Origin of the sequence: Streptomyces sp. NBC_00620 (assembly GCF_026341825.1) — a bacterium.
Classification (GTDB): Bacteria; Actinomycetota; Actinomycetes; order Streptomycetales; family Streptomycetaceae; genus Streptomyces.
Genome location: NZ_JAPENY010000001.1, coordinates 2,594,263 through 2,613,021, shown reverse-complemented (window position 1 = coordinate 2,613,021; position 18,759 = coordinate 2,594,263). Strand labels below are relative to the sequence as shown.

The window sequence follows — 18,759 nt, the reverse complement described above, 5'->3', positions numbered from 1 at the left end:
TCACCGCAGCGACGGATGGGACTTCTCGCGCACGGTCCACCCTTCCTTGTCCATGCTGACGCTGTCCATCGTCCCTCCCGCGAGGAGCCCCACGGCCCCCGAGAGCACGCCCAGCAGCAGGGCGGCCCAGTACGGGACGACATCCAGCAGGAACGGTACGGCGAGGAGGGCGCCGACCGCCGCGATGCGCAGGTGGTAGGCGTGCTCGTTCGGGAGGTACCGGGACGGACGGGGAAGCGGTGCGACGGCGACCGAGGGGTCCGTCTCGCACACGGGTGCGGCACCGGCGCGCAGGTAGTACGAGTGGTCGTCCTCCTGCGTCATGCCCCAGACCACGTGACCGGAGTCGGAGACGAAGGCTGCCGAGACCGTGCGCTCCTTGTTCGTGCCCGCGATGTCCCGCCACCGGGTCGGCCAGCACAACCAGCCGTCGTGGCCCACGAGTCGGGCGGCGGCATGGACGAGGTGCTTGTTGCCGACGGTGTCGCTGTGGCCGGCCCCCGTCATGGCCTGGAGCCGGACGGTCCGTTGTGTGTCGGTGGCACCCTCGTCCACCAGATCGACGCCGTAGGTGGTGGCGGCGGCGATCTTGCCGACACCCTGCCCTGTCGGGTACCGGTACGTCTCAAGGACCGGGGTACCGAACCGGACGCGGACCGCGTGGACACCGCCCGCGGCGGCGTCCTCCTTGAGCATGCGCTGCATACGGCCGAGGTTGCTCTGAACCAGGATGAGGTTGACCACGGACAGCACAGCGCCGAGGACGAAGGTGAGCAGGCAGTACACGGCGCCGAGCTTTGAACCCCGGCCGCCGTAGGCGCTGTTGGCCGCCACGAACGGTGTCCAGACGATGAGGTAGGCCGTCGCGATGAGCCCCCAGTCACGGCGCAGCACTCCCAGCTTGCCGGGGATCGTCGCCCGGGGAGGAGCGGTCGTCGGCAGCAACTTCGCGGGTGGTGCCGACCGAGAGGCCAGCAGCCAGCCCACGACGGACACCGCCGCCAGGACCAGCGGCACGAGAACGTCCCAGCGGGGGCCGTGCAGGTCGTACCGGAAGGCGGCCGCGCCCCATGCGACGGCTGTCGACAACAGGGCCGTCGCCCCCAAAGCCCTTGCGAGCGGCGTGGAACTGCGCTGCATGCGGCCTCCCCCTGACCGTGGCGTGAAGATCTTGTGTGGCACGGAGATTACGCCCAGTTGATCAGCTTCCGGAAGGCCTGTGGACAAGTACCGCCGCCATGCATGAGCTGCCTCGGGCGGCTCCGAAAAGCATTCTGAAACGATCAGTAAAAAGAAATTGGGTGGCACCGGCAACTGGCAGTATTCGGCGGCAGCGAGCGAGTTGAGGCGGCATACCGGCAGGGGGAAGACATGGCGACGGACGTTGTGGAGGCTCAGCAGGACCGGCCGCCCGGTCCCGGGGCGGTGCGGAAGCGCGGCGCCGCGTTGCAGGCTCTGCTGTTCGCGGTGACAGCGCTCGTCGCCGGGGCCGCGGGAGTGGGCGGCACCTTGCTGTACCAGAGGGGCGACGCTCCGGACACGTCCGCCGTCGACGGACAGGCCGCCGATGTCGCCGAGGCCCTCCGCCAGGACCTGAACGCAGGTTTCTACTCGGGGGGTGGGACCTACGGGGGCCAGTTCACCGAGGGCACGATCGTCGCTCAGGTCGAGGCGCACGGCGGAGCGGTGCTGAGCTCCGGCACGGCGCAGGGTGAGCCCGGCAGCCTCAGCGTGCACACGGCGACGGTGATGCTGGGGCTGGTGCCGCCGAGCAAGGAGACCGTCGCCGCCGACGCCTACCCCGTCCGCTGCTACCGCTACACCTTCAGTCTCGGCTCGCACAGCGTGGAACAGTCCCCCATGGCCTGCCCGGCCGCGCGCGCCGACGGCACGCCCGGCAGCCTCGCGGCGCAGATGGGCGTACTGCTCTCACGGCAGCCCACCGGCACGAACGCGTACCGGGCAATGACGACCTCGGGATATCCCCATACCCCGCAGGGCGCCACGGACTTCCTGAAGGACAGGGGGCTGGTCGGCGCCGGGGACACCGTGAGCAAGGTCTCCGGCAAGGCCGAGAGCGATGACCTGTACCTCGTCGCCCTGCGTATCAACGACGTCTGTCACTACCTGCGTATGGACTCCTCGTCCTCCGCGTCACGCCTCATACCGCTGTGGGCCGCCCCGGCGGACGAGCAGGAAGCCTGCGCTGTGCAGCAGGCCGTGGCCGCCGCCACCCTGCACGGGATCGACCCGGCGAAGGCGGGGTGACACCAGACCGTCACCCCGCGCCGCATTCGGCCCACAGCAGCTTGCCGCCCTTCGACGCGCCCAGTTCGCGCAGCACGGACGCGCCCCACGTGTCGGCGCAGGCCCGTACGAGGTGCAGGCCTCGGCCGTGCTCGGCGGTTTCCGCGGCCTGCGGGGGTACGTCGCTGAAGCCGGGCGGGACTCTCGGGTCGGAGTCCCATACGGCGACCCGCAGCCGGTCCGACTCGGTCGACAGGACCCGCAGGGCGTACGGGCCACTGGTGTGACGGTGCGAGTTCGTGAGCAGCTCCGTCGCCAACAGCTCTGCCGTGGGGGCGAGTTCGGACATCTCATGGGCGGCCAGAATCAGCCTGAGGGTTCCCCGGGCGATGCCCGGAGCCCGCGGATCGTGCGGAAGTTGCAGGGTGTAGGACCAGGGCGGGGATACGGTTGCCATGGAAGTTTCCGATCACGAGAGGGAGTTGGGGTCGTTGGTCTGCGGAGCCCAGTGACGATGCCGCTCCGTCGAGCGGGGTACTCCCGGGCGGGGCGCCTGAGTCAGTAAGCTAGCGGCTCACGACTTAATACATTTCCCATTTCGGCAATCACATGAGGTTTTCCCTCGTGTGGGTGACCCCAACGCTCGCCCGTTCAAGGAGAGTTGAGTCATGGCGCCCAGGACCGCCACCACCGCCCGTCGACTGCGCCTCGGCACGGAGCTGCGGCGGCTGCGCGAGCGCGCGGGGCTGACCGTCACAGAGGGCGCCCGCCAACTCGGGGTCAGCCAGGCGCAGCTCAGCAACATCGAGGCCAGCCGGTTCGGCGTGAGCCCCGACAGGTTGCGCGCGCTGGCCCGTATCTACCGCTGCTCCGACAGCGCGTACGTCGACGGGCTGATCGAGTTGGCCACGGAGCGGAAGGGAGGCTGGTGGGAGACGTTCCGGGAGGTACTGCCCACCACGCTTCTGGACATCGGCGAGTTGGAGCACCACGCCACACGGCTATGGTCCGCCAACACCGCGCACGTCCCGGGCCTGCTCCAGACCACGGACCACGCCCGCGAGATCTTCCGTCAGGTCGTACCGGAGTTCTCCCGCACCGATATTGAGCACCGCGTGAACCACCGGCTTCAGCGCCAGGCGCTACTGGACCGCGCCGAACCGATCCCGTTCCACGCGATCGTCCACGAGGCGGCCCTGCGCGTACCGGTCGGCGGCCCATCGGTCGCAAGGCGCCAACTCGAGCACCTCGTCGAGCAGAGCGAACGCGAACACATCACCCTTCAAGTGATCCCGTTCTCCATCGGCGCCTATCCCGGCTCGGGCCAGACGATTCTGTACGTCTACGGCCCCGTGTCCCAACTGGACACCGTCTCCCTCGACCAGTCGCACGGACCCGCACTCGTGGACGCCGAAGCCCAGTTGCAGATGTACCGCGTGCTCCTCGACCGTATGGAGTCCGTGGCGCTCCCACCTGAGAAGTCCCGCGACTTCATCCACACCATCACTCAAGACCTGTGAAGGGAACGAGATGCTTGAGCACCCCTGGCAGAAGTCGTCCTACTGCGGGCAGGGCGAATCCTGCGTCCACGTCGCCCGCACCGCAAAAACGATCCATCTCACCGAAAGCAGCGACCCCACCCGAGCCATACTCTCGGCCCACCCGGAAACCTTCACCACTCTCCTCCGGGCGCTCAAGAAGAACCGCACCTGAACTGCCCCTCCCCCGGTCCCCCAACGAAAGCGCCCCCACATGCCCCGCGATCACGATCTCAAGTTCCGGCTGGTCACGTCGTTCCAGCGGCGGATCGGCAACCCGGTCACGAAACTGCTGCCGTTCCAGACGCTCCTGGAGACCACGGGGCGTAAGTCGGGGCTGCCCCGCCGAACCCCGGTCGGCGGGCGCCGCGTCGGGACGGAGTTCTGGATCGTGTCCGAGTACGGCGACAAGTCGCAGTACGTGCGGAACATCAAGGCCGACCCGAGCGTCCGGGTCCGCGTAAAGGGACGTTGGCACCACGGCACGGCCCACCTGCTGACCCAGGACGACGCTCGCGAACGGCTCAGGTCCCTGCCACGGCTCAACAGCGTCGCGGTGGCCGCGCTCGGGACGAACCTGCTGACGGTACGGGTGGATCTGACGGACGGCTGACCGGGCCGGGGCGAACGGCTTCGGCTTCAGTTCAGGGTGAGTACGGATTCGTCGATCTCACCGTCGCGAGCCTGGGCAAAGCCTTTGTCGTGCCCGGTGAGGACGAAGCCGGATTTTTCCAGTACGCGGATCGAGCCGGCGTTATCGGCTGCCGCGCGGGCGTACAGCGGCCGGGTGCTGACGAGTTCGAGCAACGCCGTGAGCGCCGCCGTGGCGATTCCGCGTCCCCAGTGCGCCCGGTCGATCCAGTACGTGACCTCGCGTTCGTCCGGCGGCCCGTACACCGAGACGTGGCCGACCACCTCGTCGTCGGCAAGCACGGTGCGTATCAGGTTCTCGGGGTTGGAACGGATCTTCGCCCAGTGGCTGTCGAAGAGCCCCCGGTCGTAGTGGTACTTCCCGGTGAACGCGGCAAGCTGCTGTGCCGCGGGGTCGGACAGGTGCTCCCAAAAGGTGGACAGGTCGCTGTCACGCACTTCGCGGAGAGAGATCATCTCGTTGGTGGCTCCTGAGGCCGGTCGAGAACCCGGCGCTGAATCTCAGTGCCGGTTTTCGATCCTCGGTTTTATCTAGCTTTGGACCCTAGGGCCTGTCCCGATGCCGTGGGCGAGGAGGCTCTCGGCGGTTTCCGCAATGGTGTCCTCGATGGGACGCGCTCGCCACCCGAGAAGCTTCTCCGCTTTGGCGCTTGTGGCGTCGAGATCCCGGCCGAGCTGGTGCTTGAGCAGTCGCAGTTCCGGGTTCACGAGGCCCAGTGCGCGTGCGAGCCACACGGGCAGTTCACGGTTCGGGGCCTTCGCGGCGCGCTCACCCAGGCGGTCATGCAGAATGCGTGCGATGTCGATGACGCGCAGGCTGTGCCCGGCGATTGCCGAACAGAGCTACGGGCCGGTCATCGCCGCGATCACGGAACTCCTCGACGCCGGCAAGAAAGACGGAAGCATCCGCCCGGACGCCGACCCGGGCGACTTCCTCCAGCTCACCGGCGCACTGCGGCCGGCCCCGTGGACCGGGCACCCCACATGCTCGCGCTCATCCTCGACGGACTCCGCACGCACCGGTAGACACCGCGCACGAGACAGGACCTGTCAAATACGAGTTGCGTTGGACGCGGAATCCAGCTGCCCGCTCATCGAGTGCAGCCGCGTGAACTCGTCGGCGAGCATGCCCAGCATGACGACATCGTGGTAACGACCAGCGAAGAAGACGTGATCACGGAGGCGCCCCTCCTCGACGAAACCGAGCCGCCGATGAAGGGCCAACGATGCCTCGTTGTGTGCGAAGACCCGCGCCAGGCACTTGTGATAGCGCCGCTCGGCGAACATGAAACGCAGCAGCGTCACCACGGCTTCTGCCGCGTAGCCCTTGCGCCGATGATCAGCGCCCATCGTGACCCCGTACTCGAACCAGCCCGCACGTGGATCAGCGTGATGCGAGCCGACAGTGCCGACTATTTCCCCCGTCTCGACGGCTTCGACAGCCAACCTGAAGCATTCGCCGTCGGACTTGGAAGTGGCCTGCTCCGTCGCCCAGGTACGGAAGCCCTCGGCGGAGCGAGGTGGCTGCAGCAGGTCTCCCAACCGCTCCTCGTCCACGGCGAAGCGCATGAACGCGGTCCAGTCGTCGGGCTCGATACCGCGCAGACGTACCCGCTTGCCCGTCCAGAACGATGTCGGCGTCAACTGTCCTCGCAAGCCTTGGCTTTGAACTCCGCCAAGGGGACGGTGACCGCGGATTCGTCGCCGTCGCCGGAGCCGTCCTCGTAGCGGACCGTTCCAGGGGTGAGCAGGTCCCGGTCGGTCAGAGTGAAGGAGACGCTGCTCGACGAGGACGAGTTGTCCTTGGTCCAGCCGTAGAAGGCGTAGGTGGTCTTGGCGGTGAGCGGTTGGAGAGACCGGGTCGCGGTCCACCCGGCGGAGGGAGAATCGAGGTTCCAGGTGGCGAGACCGTCCTTGAGGGGCCGGTCGGCGTCCCATGAACCGACCGTCACCTCGTCGTCGACGTCGGCGCTGTCCACGTAGAGGCTCGCGCCGTCGATCTGATGCCCGCAGACCATCATGACGCCGAGCAGTTGGCCGTCGTCGGTCACGGAGATGCCGGCGACGGCATCGATGGGCACCGTGCACCCTGAGGTTGCGGCCAGGGCCACGCCGACGGCGACAGCGCCGACGAAGCGGCGCAACACCGGTCGTAAAACGGTCGACTTCACAGACCCCCCTGCCCGGGGGAACCGTGCTTGGCCCCCCTGCACACCGAATGGTAGGGACGCCCCACGTCGAACCGCGGCGCCGCCGCCCACTCGTTGCGCCCTCGTTGTGGCCTCGTAGCCGCTGTCCCTGCTCGAAGCTCGAAGTAGCCGCTATCCCCGCTCGAACAGCCCGTCCAGGCGCGCCAGTTGCTCCGGAGTCGGTCGGAGGCGTGTGGCGGCGAGGTTCTCCTCCAGGTGGTCGATGCGGGCGGTGCCCGGGATCGGGAGGATGACCGGCGAGTGCGCCAGAAGCCACGCGAGGGAGAGTTGCGTGGGGGTGGCGTCGAGTTCGGACGCCACGGCGGCGATCTCGGCCCGCGCGCCGAAGTCCCCCGCCGCGACCGGCCGCCACGGCAGGAACGCGATCCCCGCCGCCTCGCAGGCCGCGAGCACGGGCTCGTACTCGCGGTCGAGCAGGTTGTAGCGGTTCTGGACGCTGGCGATGTCGACGATCTCCCGTGACCGGTCGAGCTCGTCGACGGTCACCTCGGACAGGCCGATCCGGCCCACCTTGCCCTCGGCCCGGAGCTCCCGCAGCGTGCCGAGCTGGTCGGCGAGCGGGGTCTCCGGATCGATGCGGTGGAGCTGGAGCAGCTCGATCCGGTCGACGCGGAGCCGGCGGAGGGCCAGGTCGACCTGAGCGCGCAGCACCGCGGGGCGGCCGTCGAGACCCCACTCCCCCGTCGACTCCGAGCGCGCCACACCGACCTTGGTGGTGATCAACAGCCCGTCCGGGTAGGGGTGAAGGGCCTCGGCGAGGAGTTCCTCGTTGGCTCCCCCGCCGTACAGGTGGGCGGTGTCGATCAGCGTGACGCCCAGTTCGACGGCCCGCCGGGCGACCCCGATGGCAGCCTTCCGGTCCGGTCCCGGACCGGTCGGCAGCCGCATGGCCCCGAACCCGAGCCGCCCCACGGTCAGGTCCCCGCCGATACGAAACGTGGTCTGTGTCATCCGACGCCTCTCCCCCGTCACCCGCGCCCTCACTCGTTCGAGAGGCGGTTCAGCCACTCTGCCAGGAGAGTTGATTCGGCCGGGGTGAGGAACGCAAGCGATCATCCGACACCGGCAAGGGCTACTCGGATCCGGTGTTCACCGCCCCGGTCCTGCGGACGTGCAGCACGCTGCCGTCCAGGGGCAGCGGTGCCCGGCCCACCAGGGTGAGGCCCGCGTCGGCGAACAGCCGGGCGTAGTGGTCGGCGCGCCGTTCGCGGCCTCCTACGTTGCACATCATGTGCAGGTCCCAGGCCGTGGCCAGCGAGGCCGAACCGTCGGCGGGCAGGACGCGTTCGACGACGAGCAGGTCGGCGGTGTCGGGCATCGCGCGGGCGCAGTGGCGCAGGATCTCGCGGCAGCGTTCGTCGTCCCAGTCGTGCAGGACGCGCGACAGGACGTAGACGTCGCCGCCCGCGGGTACGTCCGCGAAATCGCCGGCCCGGAAGGTGCACCGCGCCGTGTGGCCGGCCGCACCGAGGAGGCAGCGGGCGGCCTCGACGGTGTGCGGGCGCTCAAGGAGTACGCCGTGGAGGCGGGGGTGCGCGGAAAGGATTCGGCCGAGCAACTCCCCGTTGCCACCCGCGATGTCGACCACGGTGGCCCCTTCGGCCGCCGCGTTGAGGACCGGGTGGGTGGGCAGCGGGTCGAACATCCGTGAACCGGCGGCCATCGACCGGTCGAAGAGTTCGGCGAGTTCGGGATCGCGGGCGAAGTGGTCGAAGTGGTTCTCGCCGAAGCGCTGCTCGAAGGCGACCTGCCCGGTGCGCACGGTGTGATCGAGCCCGGCGAAGGACTCGTAGAACGGTCCCCCGTACATCAGCGCCAGCGCCCGCATCGACCCTTCGGTGTCTGCGCGGAGCAGGGCGCCGGTGTCCGTGAGCCGGAAACCGTCGCGGTCCTCGCTCACCGCGCCGAGCATGGTGAGGTAGCGCAGCAGGGTGGCCAGGTTCGGCGCGCAGGCACCGACGTTCCGCGCCAGTTCCGCCAGGCCGACACCCCGCTCCTCGTCCATCGCGTCGGCCACCTCCAGGCGCGCGAACGCGGCCAGGGCCTGCGTCGTCCACGCCCCGGTCAGCAGGCGCAGCAGGGTCTCGGCGGGCTGCCGCTCACGGTGCTCGTCGAGGTGGGCGGCGAGGACGTCGCGGTGGTCGCCGGGGACGTACAGCTCCACGCGCCGGTAGCCGGCCTCGGCGGGCGCGGTGAAGTAGAACACCGTGCCGTTCTCGTGCGGGTTGTAGCCGCCGCCGTCGGGGGTGGCGCCGTACCGTCCGAAGACCGCGCACAGGCCGCGCAGCACCAACGGGTCCGGTGCCTCGACCTCGAAGGCGACATGCGCCTCGTGCTGCCGCTCCCGCTCGTGCGCGGCGACCGTGTCGAGGTCAGCCCCCGGCGGCACGGTCAGCGCGAACACCTCGACCCAGCGCCGCGCCCCGTCCAGGCACTCCACCGCGGGGCGCAGAATGCCGACGTCGAGCTCCGCCGCACACCGCTTGTGCCGTACGGCGAGACGCTCGCGCACGACGACGCTCGGCCGCGGTGGCGCGTCCGCGACGAGCCCGCAGTCGGCAAGCGTGGCGTCCAGCGCCGCCTCGTCGGGCGGGAAGACGAGCAGCGCCGCGTGCGAGAAGTCGCAGCGCTCCACCAGGGCCCGCAGCTCCGGGCCGTCGAGCCCGGGGAGCAGCAGCCGGAGCAGCGTGGCGGTGTCCTGTTCCTTGACGAAGTCGACCGTCGCGCGCAGGCGGGACGTATCGCCCGACAATGCCGTGATCATTGCGGGGGGATCCTCATTCCGGGGTTCGGATGTACGCATACGGATGCAGGCGTACGGACGCGGGCGTACGGATGTACGCGGGTGCGGAGTTGGGGGGATGACGGGCTATACGCCGACGTAGTGCTCGGCGAACCAGTCCTGGTGGCTGCGCGAGGTGCGCAGCGAGGTGAGGCGGGAGCGGCGCAGGGAGTTGTGGAACAGCGACTCGCCGTCCGCGCCGGACGGGCCGTGCAGGAGCCCGATCATCCAGTGCGAGAACTCCTGCGCACGCCAGATGTGCGTCAGGCACCGCGCCGAGTAGGCGTCGAGGCCCCGGGGGTCCCCGGCAGTGAGGTCGTCGGTCAGGGCGTCGGCGAGGACCGCCGCTTCGAGGACCGCGAGATTGGCGCCCTTCGCGGCGGACGGGCTGATCAGACCTGCGGCGTCGCCCGCGAGGAACAGCGCGCCGTGGCGCAGCGGTTCGAGCACGTCGGACTCAAGGTCTACGACGGAACGCTGCACGACGCGCCCGCGGCGCAGCGGGCCGTACTCCCGCGCGCGCATCCGCAGCTCCAGCTCGTCCCAGATCCGCTCCTCGGACCAGGTGTCGGCCTGGGTACCGCGCTCGCACTGCAGGTAGTAGCGGGTGACCTCGCTGGTGCGGGCCATGTGCCCGGCGAACCCGCGCTCGTGCACCGCGTACCCGACGGCGTCCAGACTGGGCGGCGCCTCGGCGAGCAGACCGAGCCAGGTCACGCCGTGATCGCGGTGGTGGCGAACCGTTCCGGCGGGCAGTGAACGCCGGGCCGCGCCGTGCCGCCCGTCGCAGCCGGCCACGTACCGCGCCCGCCACAGGCCGGGCCGCCCGTCGGCCTCGCGCACGGCCACCTCGGGCCGCTCGGTGTCGGCGTCGCGCACGACCAGGGCCTCGGTGCCGAAACGGATCTGTCCGCCGCGTTCCAGGAACCGCGCCAACAGGTCGGTCACCAGCTCCTGTTGGGGGTAGACGGTGTGCCGCTCGCGCTCCCCGAGCCCGCTGTAGTCCAGCCGGAACCGGCCGTCCTCGGTACGGAACTCGCAGGTGCTGTGGATCTGCCCGTTCCTATGCAGCCCCTCGGCGAGACCGTGCCGTTCCAGGATCCGTACGGTGTTGGCGGCCAGGAACCCGGCACGTGCCCGCGTCTGCACATGCGTGCGCTCGGCCCGCTCCAGGACGACGCAGTCGATCCCCCGGTCCACGAGGATGTTGCCGAGCACGAGCCCGGCCGGCCCGGCCCCGAGGACGACCACGTCGGTCGTGTGGTCGTCCGGTCGCCGCCGGATCTTCCCGTCTGTCACGGAACCAGATACTAAGTAGCCCCAAATCCGTGGTCATACCGAAATCACCTGAATGCCCGGCTCGAACGGCAAAGATCATTGGGCACGACCGTGGGGGCCTTCTCGTTCTCACTCGTTCTCACTCGTTCTCACTCGTTCGAGAGGCGGTTCAGCCACTCTGTGAGGAGAGTCGTTTCGGCGGGGGTGAGGCCCGGGGGCGTGGACTGGCTCAGGAGGGCGCTGAGGCGGGCGGCCGTGGCGGGGACCCGTACCTCCTGTTCGGCCTCGGGCGACTCGCTCGAAGCCATCACCTCCGGTGTGAAGACCACCGCGTGCACCGCGTCCCGTACCCGCCGCGACACCGTCTTGTCGGTGAAGGTCGCCGGGCGCGAGACCAGCATCAGGGCGATGCCGACGTTGGCGGACATGATGATCTGGGCGGCGAGTTCCGGGGCGAGGCGCAACCTGCCCTGCTCGGCGGCGCGTTGGAGGTCCGAGGTGAGGATCTGGTGGGCCTCCAGGGCCGCGGCCGGGGGTGTGCGCATCGCCGGGGAGTTCATCAGGCGGTAGAGGTTCGGGTTCTGGAGGGCGAACTCGGTGTGGGTGTCCCAGCCGTCACGCAGGTCCTGGACGGGGTCCGTGCCGGGGTCGCGGTGGCGTTTGGTCGCCAGGTACTTGTCCCAGCCGTGGTCGACGACCGCCGACAGCAGGCCCTCCTTGTCCCCGAAGTGGCGGTAGAGCGCCGGGGCGCCGACCCCGGCGGCCTCGCAGACCGCCCGGGTCGAGACGTCCCCGTCCGGGGACTCGGCGACCAGCGCGGCCGCCACTTCGAGAATGCGCGCTTTCGTACTCACGGTAGCGACGCTAACGGATGCCACGTGTTCAGACCCCCTGATGGGGGGCGAGGAGGTCTTCCAGGCCGATCCGCTTCAGGAACTCGGCGCGGATGCGGTCCGCGACCAGGCTGACCTCTTCGGAGCCGTCGTTCGCCGGGTCGATGTGGACCCGGAAGGGCCGCTCGCCGTGCGGGGTGTCGACGATCCCGACGATCGCGTCGGCCACCTGGGACACGTCCGCGTCGGCGGGCGCGAGGGCGGCGAGGCGCTGGGACACCTGGTCCATCAGGCCCGCGTAGCGCTCTTCGTACGCGGGGATCACGGTCTGCTCGGCGGGGTGTCCGCCGGTGGCGAAGTGGTTGGTGCCGGAGGTGAAGGAGCCCGGCACGACGATGGTGGTCTCGATGTCGAAGCGGGCGAGCTCGGCGGCGTACGACACGGCGAGCGAGTCCATCGCGGCCTTCGCGGCGAAGTAGGGGGCGAGGTACGGCGGGGTGCCGCCCCTCGTCGACGTGGAGCCGACCCACAGCACCAGGCCGTGGCCCTGTGCCCGCAGGTGCGGCAGTGCGGCCCGGTTGACCCGCTGGGTGCCGAGCACGTTCGTGTCGTACACCGCGGCGAGCTCTTCCGGCGTGAATGCCTCCGTGGGGCCGGTCACCATGTGGCCCGCGTTGTGCACGAGCACGTCCAGGCGGCCCGCCTCGGCGAGGATCGTGGCGACGGCGGCGTCGGCCGACTCCTGGGAGAGGACGTCCAGTTCGACCGTACGCAGGTCCACCTGGTGCTCGGCGGCGTACGCCTCGGCCTCCTTGACCCGGTCCGCGTTGCGGCCGGTTATGTCACGCATCGCGGCGTAGACGGTGTGCCCTGCGCGGGCGAGTGCGCGGGCGGAGAGGGCGCCGAAGCCGGAACCGGCGCCGGTGATGACGATGACCTTGCTCATGGCTGAACTCCTGAGTGACTTGGGTGACTTGAGGGGCTTGAGGGGCTTAAGCGATGCCGCCGTTGGCCCGGAGGACCTGGCCGTTGACCCAGCGGCCGGCGGAACCGGCGAGGAAGGAGACGACCCCGGCGATGTCCTCGGGGGTGCCGAGGCGCTCCAGCGGCGGCTGGGCGGCCATCCGCGCGATGGTCTCCTCGTCCTTGCCGTCCAGGAACAGGGCGGTGGCGGTCGGGCCCGGGGCCACCGCGTTGACGGTGATGTCCCGGCCGCGCATCTCGCGGGCGAGGATCAGGGTGACGGCCTCGACGGCGCCCTTGGTGGCGGCGTACGCGCTGTATCCGGGGATCGCGAGCGCCAGCACGGAGCTGGAGAAGTTGATGATCGCGCCGCCCGCGCGCAGCCGGCGTGCGGCCTGCTGATCGACGACGAACGTGCCGCGGATGTTGGTGCGGTGCATCCGGTCGAGGGCGTCGAGGTCGAGGTCGACGAGCGGGGCCAGCGCCATGACACCCGCCGCGTGGACGACGACGTCGACCCCGCCGTACGTGTTCTCCGCCGCGTCGAAGAGGGCCGCGACCTCGTTCTCGTCGGCCACATCGGCACGGACGGCGACCGCCTGCCCGCCCTTCTCGGTGATCGCGGCGACGGCCTTGTCGGCCTCGGCCTCATTGCCCGCGTAATTGACGACGACGGCGAATCCGTCGGCGGCGAGGCGCTCGGCGGTCTCACGGCCGATCCCACGCGAACCGCCGGTGACGACGGCGACACGGAGGGTAGGGCTACTGGTGGACTGCTCACTCATGACGTTGCTCCCTGTCGAGACTGGGGTAGCGGTCTTCGCTTCCCCACCGGAACAACGCTAACACTGAAACGGTAGCAACGCTACCTTTGCCCGTAGCATCGCTACGGGCAGGTCACCCCGGCCACACGATCGCCTGCACCTCGCTGTACGCGTGCAGGGCGTACGACCCCACGTCGCGCCCCACCCCGCTCTTCTTGAAGCCGCCGAACGGTGCCTCCATGTTGCGGCCGACGGTGTTGACGCCGACCCCGCCTGCGCGGAGCCGCCGGGCGACGCGGAAGGCGCGGGCGACGTCGCCGGACCAGACGTAGTCGATGAGGCCGTAGTCGCTGTCGTTGGCGAGGGCGATGCCCTCCTCCTCGTCGTCGAAGGGGACGACCACGACGACAGGGCCGAAGATCTCCTCGCGGACCACCCGCATGTCCGGGGTGCAGTCGGCGAGGAGGGTGGGGGCGACGTAGAACCCGCGCTCGTACGGCGGCCGTTGACCGCCCGCGACCACCCGCGCCCCCTCCTTCCGGCCGAGTTCGACGTACGACTCGACCCGGTCGCGATGGGCCGCGGAGATCACCGGGCCGACGACCGTGCCCGGTTCTCGCGGATCCCCGACCTTCAAATGGCCGGCGTACGCGGCGAGTTGCTCGACCAGGCGGTCGTGCACACCCCGCTGCACCAGCACCCGAGTCGGCGCGGTGCAGATCTGCCCGCTGTAGAAGGAGAACGTCGTCCCGATCCCCGACACCGCCGACTCCAGGTCGGCGTCGTCGAAGACGACCGCCGCGCCCTTTCCGCCCAGCTCCATCAGCTGCCGCTTCATGCCGCGCCCGCACACCTCGGCGATGCGCTGCCCGACGGCGGTCGATCCGGTGAAGCTGACCATGTCGACGTCCGGGGAGTCGACCGCGGCCTCGCCGACCTCCGTCCCGGTACCGCTCACCACGTTCACGACCCCGGGCGGGACACCCGCCGCCTCCAGGGCCTCCGCCATCCGGTACACGGAGAGGGGGTCCTGCGGGGCGGGCTTCACGACCACCGTGTTGCCCATGGCGAGAGCCGGGGCGATCTTGCCGGCCGGGTTGGCCCAGGGGTTGTTGTAGGAGGTGATGCAGGTGACGACGCCGACGGGCTGGCGTACGGCCAGGGCGCCCATCACGGCCGCTCCACCGAAGGGCCCGGCCTCGTTGATCTGCGGCGGCAGCGGCTGCTCGACGGGTTCGACGCGCGCGTAGCGGTGGAAGCGGGCCATGCCCACGCCCACCTGCATCGCGCGCGCCGTCCCGGTGGTGGCGCCGCTCTCGGCCTGGGCGAGTTCGGCGTACGGAACGAGGTTGCGCCGGATGATCCCGGCGGCCCTTTCGAGGACGGCGGCGCGTTCCTCGGCGGGTGTGCGGGACCACGGCCCGAAGGCCTCGCGGGCCGCGGCGGCGGCCGCCCGCACCTGCTCCCGCGAGGCCTCCGGTGCCAACCCGACGACACCCTCGCTCGCCGGGTCGATCACCTCGTAGAACCCGTGGTCGGGCACCACCCACGAGCCGCCGATGAACAACCGCTGCTCGTCGGTCACTTGAACCTCTCAGGGGCGTCGCTCACTTGGTGCTCACCGTCCGCGTGTCCCGTCCGGACCGGAGCACCTTCCCCGGCACCGAACCCGTCACCACATCACTCCTGATCGCCTCAACGCCGTTGACCCACACGGCCGTTATGCCGATCGCCTTCGAGTCGAGGCGCGGACTCTCACCCGGCAGGTCGTGCACCAGGGTGGCCTTGCCGGCGTCGATCCGTTCCGGGTCGAAGAGGACGAGATCCGCATGCCAGCCCACCTCCAGGCGCCCTCGCTCGCGCAGCCCGAAGAGCCGCGCCGGGTCGTCCGTCAGCATCTTCACGGCCTGCTCCAGCGTCACGAGCTTCCGCCCGCGCAGGCAGTCACCGATGAAACGGGTCGTGTACGGGGCTCCGCACATGCGGTCCAGATGGGCGCCCGCGTCGGAGCCGCCGAGCATGACGTCCTCGTGCCGCCAGGTCTCCTGCCGCAGGGACCAGGAGTCGGGGTCATTGTCGGTCGGCATCGGCCACAGCACGGTCCGCATCTCGTCGGCCGCGCAGATCTCCACGAGGCACTCGAACGGCTCCTGCCCGCGCTCGGCGGCGATGTCTTTCACGACCCGCCCGGTCAGGCCCTCGTTCGCGGCGCTGTAGGTGTCCCCGATGACGTACCGCCCGAAGTTGGCGAGCCGCCGGAAGACCCCGGCCTCCTTCGAAGTGGCCCTCCGCAGCATCTCGGCCCGCACGTCCGGATCGCGCAGGCGGGCGATCCGCTCGGGCACGGGGAGCGCGAGGACCTCGCCCCAGCCGGGGATGAGGTTCAGCGCGCAGAAGGTACCGAGGGACATGTTCATGGGGGTGAGGATCGGCATGGTGAGCGCGACGATGCGGCCGCCGGACTTGCGGGCGCGGTCGCTCGCCTCCAGTTGCCGGGGGACGCGCTCGGGGACGGCGGCGTCGATGGTGAGCACGTTCCAGTTCAGGGGACGGCCGGCAGCCGCGCTCATCTCCACGAACAGATCGATCTCGTCGTCGCTGAACTGGTCGAGGCAGCCCGCGACGATCGCCTCGATCTGGGTGCCCTCGTGCTCGCCGACGGCACTGCTCAGCGCCAGCAGCTCCGCCGGTTTCGCGTGCCGGGAGGCGACCGGCTTACCGTCGCCGTCGGAGTGCGTGGAGGACTGGGTGGTGGAAAGGCCCCAGGCTCCGGCGGCCATCGCGTCATGGAAGAGCCGCAGCATCTCCTGGAGTTGCATCTCGGTCGGCTGCCCGCCCACCGCGTCCGCGCCCATCACATACCGCCGAAGCGCGCAATGCCCCACCATGAAGCCCGCGTTGACGGCGATCCGCCCCTCAAGGGCGTCCAGGTACTCCCCGAAGCTGTGCCAGCTCCAGGGCGCCCCCTCTTCGAGCGCGACCAGGGACATGCCTTCGACCTTGGACATCATGCGCCGCGTGTAGTCGGCGTCCTCGGGCCGGTCGGGGTTCAAGGGGGCAAGCGTGAAGCCGCAGTTGCCGCCCGCGACGGTCGTCACCCCGTGGTTCAGGGACGGGGTGGCGTACGGGTCCCAGAAGAGCTGGGCGTCGTAGTGCGTGTGCGGGTCGACGAAACCGGGGGCGAGGACGAGCCCGTGCGCGTCCTCGCTCGTCCTGGCGTCCTCCGTCACCTCGCCGATGACGGCGATACGGCCGTCGCGTATCCCCACATCCGCGGTGTACGCGGGGGCGCCCGTGCCGTCCACGACGGTCGCGCCCTTGATCAGATGGTCGAGCATCGCGGAAGAACCCCCTAGACGGTTTGACGGAACCGAGTCGTCCGGTGCACCGGATCCGTGTCGATCTTCGGAATCACGTGCTCGCCGATCAGCTTGATCGTCTGCAGCGTGTACTCCCGCGAGACCCCGACCGGCAGACCGAAGGAGAGCTGGTCGGCGCCCGCCTGCTCCCACCGCTTGCACTGGGTGAGCACCTCGGCCGGGTCACCGCAGATCAACAGCTCCTCCTCGATGAGGAGTTCGACGAACTCCTCGTTGTACTCGGGGAGCGTCTCGGGCCACACCGGGAAGCCCTCGGGCCGCGGGAAGGTGTCGTGGTAGCGGAAGACGAGGGAGGGGAGGTAGTGCAGCCCGCCGCTCACCGCGATCCGTATCGCTTCCTCGTGCGTCGGCGCGCAGATCGCGGTCGTCGTCACCATCACGTTGTCGTTGACGAAGTCCCCGATCGGCTGCGCGTCGACGACCGCCGTCTTGTACTGCTCCAGGACCCACTCCATGTCGGAGACCTTCTGCACACTGAAGCCGAGCACCCCGAGCCCCTTGCGGGCGGCCATGGCGTACGAGGGCGGCGACCCGGCGGCGTACCACATCGCGGGGTGCGACTTCCCGTACGGCTTGGGGAGGACCTTGCGCGGCGGGAGCTGCCAGTGCTTGCCCTGGAACCCGACGTACTCGTCCTGGAGCCACATCTTCGGGAACTCGGCGATGGTCTCTTCCCAGATCTCCTTCGTGTAGTTCATGTCCGTGATGCCCGGGAGGAAGCCGAGGATCTCGTGGCTTCCCGCGCCGCGCCCGCTGCCGAACTCGAAGCGGTTCTCGGTGAGATGGTCGAGCATCGCGACCTTCTCGGCGACCTTCACCGGGTGGTTGACCTGGGCGAGCGGGTTGAAGATCCCGGACCCGAGGTGGATGCGCTCGGTGGCGTGCGCGAGGTAGCCGAGGAAGACGTCGTTGGCCGAGAGGTGCGAGTACTCCTCCAGGAAGTGGTGCTCGGACGCCCATGCGTACTTGAAGCCGGACTTGTCCGCCTGGATGACGTACTCGGTCTCCTCCATCAGCGCCTTGTGCTCCGCGAGCGGGTCGGTCTCGGCCCGCTTACCCACGTATCCCTGTACAAAGAGCCCGAATTCCAAGGAGGTTCACCATCCCCAAGAGTCTCTTCCGAAGAGATCTGACGTACCGTCAGATCCACTCAGTCGACTGTTCCACCGAGCCCCTTGAGCGTCAATAGTTGACGTTCAGTCAGAAACAGGGGTCGTCGGAAACGAGGTCATCGGCAACGAGGTCATCGGCAACGGGGGTCAGAAGACACTGACGCCCGCGAGCCAGCCGCCGTCGATCACGAATGGCTGCCCGGTGATGTACGAGGAGTCCTCACCGGTGAGGAAGAGCGCGAGCCGCGCCACCTCCTCCGGCCTGCCGATCCGCCCGAGCGGCACGAGCTTGCGGTAGAGGCCGTCGATGGCCCGCGCCATCTCCTCGGTGTCGGCCTCCGGATCGAGCTGCGCCGGGTTGCTCATGGCCGTGTCGATCGCCCCGGGGCACATGGCGTTGACCCGTATCCCCTTGGGCGCCAGCTCCAGTGCGGCGACCCGGGTGAGCCCGAGGATCGCGTGCTTGCTCGCCGCGTACGCGCCCACGGCCGCCATGCCCGTCACCGCCGTGTACGAGGCGGTGTTGACGATCGTGCCGCCGCCGGCCTCGGCCAACTCCCCGGCCACGGCCTTGATTCCGAGGAAGCAGCCGACCTGGTTGACCTGCACGACCTGCATGAACTCGTCGAGCGGGGTGTCCACGAGGGTGTTGAACCGCAGGATGCCCGCGTTGTTGACCAGCCCGTCGACCTTCCCGTACGCCTCCTTCGCGGCGGCGACCGCGGCCATCCAGTCGTCCTCGCGGCCCACGTCGAGATGGACGTACAGCGCACCGAGCTCCTTGGCGAGATCCTCGCCCTGATCGTCGAGAACATCGGCCAGGACGACCCTGGCACCCTCGGCCACGAACAGCCGGGCCTCCTGCTCCCCCTGACCGCGCGCCGCTCCGGTGATCAGGACGACACGTCCGTCGAGCGTGCCCATGCGGGCCCCCTTTGGCATCGATGGGCTCAGCATCGTACCGCCATATCTGACTAAGCGTCAGATGAGGGTTGGGTGAT

General features: G+C 69.6%; 19 protein-coding genes and 1 pseudogene. 4 read left to right on the top strand and 16 right to left on the bottom strand.

Going from position 1 to position 18,759, the window contains the following annotated elements:
• On the bottom strand, positions 1–1,140 hold the full coding sequence (locus tag OG246_RS12110; RefSeq protein ID WP_266459924.1) for a hypothetical protein: 1,140 nt from the start codon (positions 1,138–1,140) through the stop codon (positions 1–3).
• Positions 1,141–1,371: 231 nt separating this feature from the next.
• On the opposite strand from OG246_RS12110, the gene OG246_RS12105 reads away from it, so the two are divergent.
• Entirely contained in the window at positions 1,372–2,268 is an 897-nt protein-coding gene (locus tag OG246_RS12105; RefSeq protein WP_266459921.1) for a hypothetical protein, read from the top strand.
• 10 nt (positions 2,269–2,278) lie between these two features.
• Here the strand turns inward: OG246_RS12105 and OG246_RS12100 are convergent, their stop codons facing one another.
• Complete coding sequence (locus tag OG246_RS12100; RefSeq protein ID WP_266459918.1) at positions 2,279–2,704, bottom strand: ATP-binding protein; 426 nt, start codon at positions 2,702–2,704, stop codon at positions 2,279–2,281.
• Positions 2,705–2,915: 211 nt separating this feature from the next.
• On the opposite strand from OG246_RS12100, the gene OG246_RS12095 reads away from it, so the two are divergent.
• Genes OG246_RS12095 through OG246_RS12085 form a run of 3 tightly spaced genes read left to right on the top strand, consistent with a single transcriptional unit; the run spans position 2,916 to position 4,398 of the window.
• Positions 2,916–3,767, top strand: coding sequence for a helix-turn-helix transcriptional regulator (locus OG246_RS12095; RefSeq protein WP_266459910.1), 852 nt, complete (start codon positions 2,916–2,918; stop codon positions 3,765–3,767).
• Positions 3,768–3,777: 10 nt separating this feature from the next.
• Positions 3,778–3,960, top strand: a complete 183-nt coding sequence (locus OG246_RS12090) for a DUF397 domain-containing protein (RefSeq protein ID WP_266459909.1) — start codon at positions 3,778–3,780, stop codon at positions 3,958–3,960.
• Positions 3,961–3,999: 39 nt separating this feature from the next.
• Positions 4,000–4,398 (top strand): nitroreductase/quinone reductase family protein, encoded by a 399-nt coding sequence (locus tag OG246_RS12085; protein ID WP_266459906.1) that lies wholly within the window; start codon positions 4,000–4,002, stop codon positions 4,396–4,398.
• Between the two features lie 26 nt (positions 4,399–4,424).
• On the opposite strand, the gene OG246_RS12080 is transcribed toward OG246_RS12085, so the two are convergent.
• The 14 genes and pseudogenes from OG246_RS12080 to OG246_RS12015 form a co-directional block, all read right to left on the bottom strand.
• The gene (locus OG246_RS12080; RefSeq protein ID WP_266459903.1) at positions 4,425–4,892 is read right to left on the bottom strand and encodes a GNAT family N-acetyltransferase; all 468 of its coding nucleotides are present in this window, start codon (positions 4,890–4,892) and stop codon (positions 4,425–4,427) included.
• 75 nt (positions 4,893–4,967) lie between these two features.
• Positions 4,968–5,270: pseudogene (locus OG246_RS12075) on the bottom strand (aldehyde reductase); the annotation flags it as partial.
• Positions 5,271–5,486: 216 nt separating this feature from the next.
• The gene (locus OG246_RS12070; protein WP_266459900.1) at positions 5,487–6,080 is read right to left on the bottom strand and encodes a GNAT family N-acetyltransferase; all 594 of its coding nucleotides are present in this window, start codon (positions 6,078–6,080) and stop codon (positions 5,487–5,489) included.
• A complete protein-coding gene (locus OG246_RS12065) occupies positions 6,077–6,607 on the bottom strand; it encodes a hypothetical protein (RefSeq protein ID WP_266459898.1) in 531 nt (176 codons plus the stop codon). The genes OG246_RS12070 and OG246_RS12065 overlap by 4 nt, the downstream gene beginning before the upstream one ends.
• Before the next feature lie 150 nt (positions 6,608–6,757).
• Positions 6,758–7,597, bottom strand: a complete 840-nt coding sequence (locus OG246_RS12060) for an aldo/keto reductase (RefSeq protein ID WP_266459895.1) — start codon at positions 7,595–7,597, stop codon at positions 6,758–6,760.
• A gap of 121 nt (positions 7,598–7,718) precedes the next feature.
• Complete coding sequence (locus tag OG246_RS12055; RefSeq protein ID WP_266459892.1) at positions 7,719–9,410, bottom strand: methyltransferase; 1,692 nt, start codon at positions 9,408–9,410, stop codon at positions 7,719–7,721.
• A gap of 105 nt (positions 9,411–9,515) precedes the next feature.
• On the bottom strand, positions 9,516–10,679 hold the full coding sequence (locus OG246_RS12050) for a 4-hydroxybenzoate 3-monooxygenase (RefSeq protein ID WP_266464129.1): 1,164 nt from the start codon (positions 10,677–10,679) through the stop codon (positions 9,516–9,518).
• Positions 10,680–10,855: 176 nt separating this feature from the next.
• A complete protein-coding gene (locus tag OG246_RS12045; RefSeq protein ID WP_266459890.1) occupies positions 10,856–11,560 on the bottom strand; it encodes a TetR/AcrR family transcriptional regulator in 705 nt (234 codons plus the stop codon).
• 28 nt (positions 11,561–11,588) lie between these two features.
• Complete coding sequence (locus tag OG246_RS12040; protein ID WP_266459889.1) at positions 11,589–12,485, bottom strand: SDR family oxidoreductase; 897 nt, start codon at positions 12,483–12,485, stop codon at positions 11,589–11,591.
• A gap of 46 nt (positions 12,486–12,531) precedes the next feature.
• Positions 12,532–13,287: an SDR family oxidoreductase gene (locus OG246_RS12035; RefSeq protein ID WP_266459887.1), complete on the bottom strand. Its 756-nt coding sequence runs from the start codon at positions 13,285–13,287 to the stop codon at positions 12,532–12,534.
• Between the two features lie 112 nt (positions 13,288–13,399).
• Positions 13,400–14,851, bottom strand: coding sequence for an aldehyde dehydrogenase family protein (locus OG246_RS12030; protein WP_266459885.1), 1,452 nt, complete (start codon positions 14,849–14,851; stop codon positions 13,400–13,402).
• Positions 14,852–14,873: 22 nt separating this feature from the next.
• Positions 14,874–16,604: an amidohydrolase family protein gene (locus OG246_RS12025; protein ID WP_266459884.1), complete on the bottom strand. Its 1,731-nt coding sequence runs from the start codon at positions 16,602–16,604 to the stop codon at positions 14,874–14,876.
• A 14-nt stretch (positions 16,605–16,618) separates the two neighbouring features.
• Positions 16,619–17,737, bottom strand: coding sequence for an LLM class flavin-dependent oxidoreductase (locus OG246_RS12020; RefSeq protein ID WP_323178291.1), 1,119 nt, complete (start codon positions 17,735–17,737; stop codon positions 16,619–16,621).
• A gap of 168 nt (positions 17,738–17,905) precedes the next feature.
• Complete coding sequence (locus OG246_RS12015; RefSeq protein WP_266459881.1) at positions 17,906–18,682, bottom strand: SDR family NAD(P)-dependent oxidoreductase; 777 nt, start codon at positions 18,680–18,682, stop codon at positions 17,906–17,908.
• Positions 18,683–18,759 lie beyond the last annotated feature (77 nt).

Bases quoted from the DNA above. Each gene is read 5' to 3' on its own strand.
- OG246_RS12060 (WP_266459895.1), bottom strand. From the start codon at position 7,597: ATGACACAGACCACGTTTCGTATCGGCGGGGACCTGACCGTGGGGCGG.
- OG246_RS12110 (WP_266459924.1), bottom strand. From the start codon at position 1,140: ATGCAGCGCAGTTCCACGCCGCTCGCAAGGGCTTTGGGGGCGACGGCC.
- OG246_RS12080 (WP_266459903.1), bottom strand. From the start codon at position 4,892: ATGATCTCTCTCCGCGAAGTGCGTGACAGCGACCTGTCCACCTTTTGG.
- OG246_RS12095 (WP_266459910.1), top strand. From the start codon at position 2,916: ATGGCGCCCAGGACCGCCACCACCGCCCGTCGACTGCGCCTCGGCACG.
- OG246_RS12105 (WP_266459921.1), top strand. From the start codon at position 1,372: ATGGCGACGGACGTTGTGGAGGCTCAGCAGGACCGGCCGCCCGGTCCC.
- OG246_RS12055 (WP_266459892.1), bottom strand. From the start codon at position 9,410: ATGATCACGGCATTGTCGGGCGATACGTCCCGCCTGCGCGCGACGGTC.
- OG246_RS12085 (WP_266459906.1), top strand. From the start codon at position 4,000: ATGCCCCGCGATCACGATCTCAAGTTCCGGCTGGTCACGTCGTTCCAG.
- OG246_RS12015 (WP_266459881.1), bottom strand. From the start codon at position 18,682: ATGGGCACGCTCGACGGACGTGTCGTCCTGATCACCGGAGCGGCGCGC.
- OG246_RS12040 (WP_266459889.1), bottom strand. From the start codon at position 12,485: ATGAGCAAGGTCATCGTCATCACCGGCGCCGGTTCCGGCTTCGGCGCC.
- OG246_RS12090 (WP_266459909.1), top strand. From the start codon at position 3,778: ATGCTTGAGCACCCCTGGCAGAAGTCGTCCTACTGCGGGCAGGGCGAA.
- OG246_RS12025 (WP_266459884.1), bottom strand. From the start codon at position 16,604: ATGCTCGACCATCTGATCAAGGGCGCGACCGTCGTGGACGGCACGGGC.
- OG246_RS12035 (WP_266459887.1), bottom strand. From the start codon at position 13,287: ATGAGTGAGCAGTCCACCAGTAGCCCTACCCTCCGTGTCGCCGTCGTC.
- OG246_RS12100 (WP_266459918.1), bottom strand. From the start codon at position 2,704: ATGGCAACCGTATCCCCGCCCTGGTCCTACACCCTGCAACTTCCGCAC.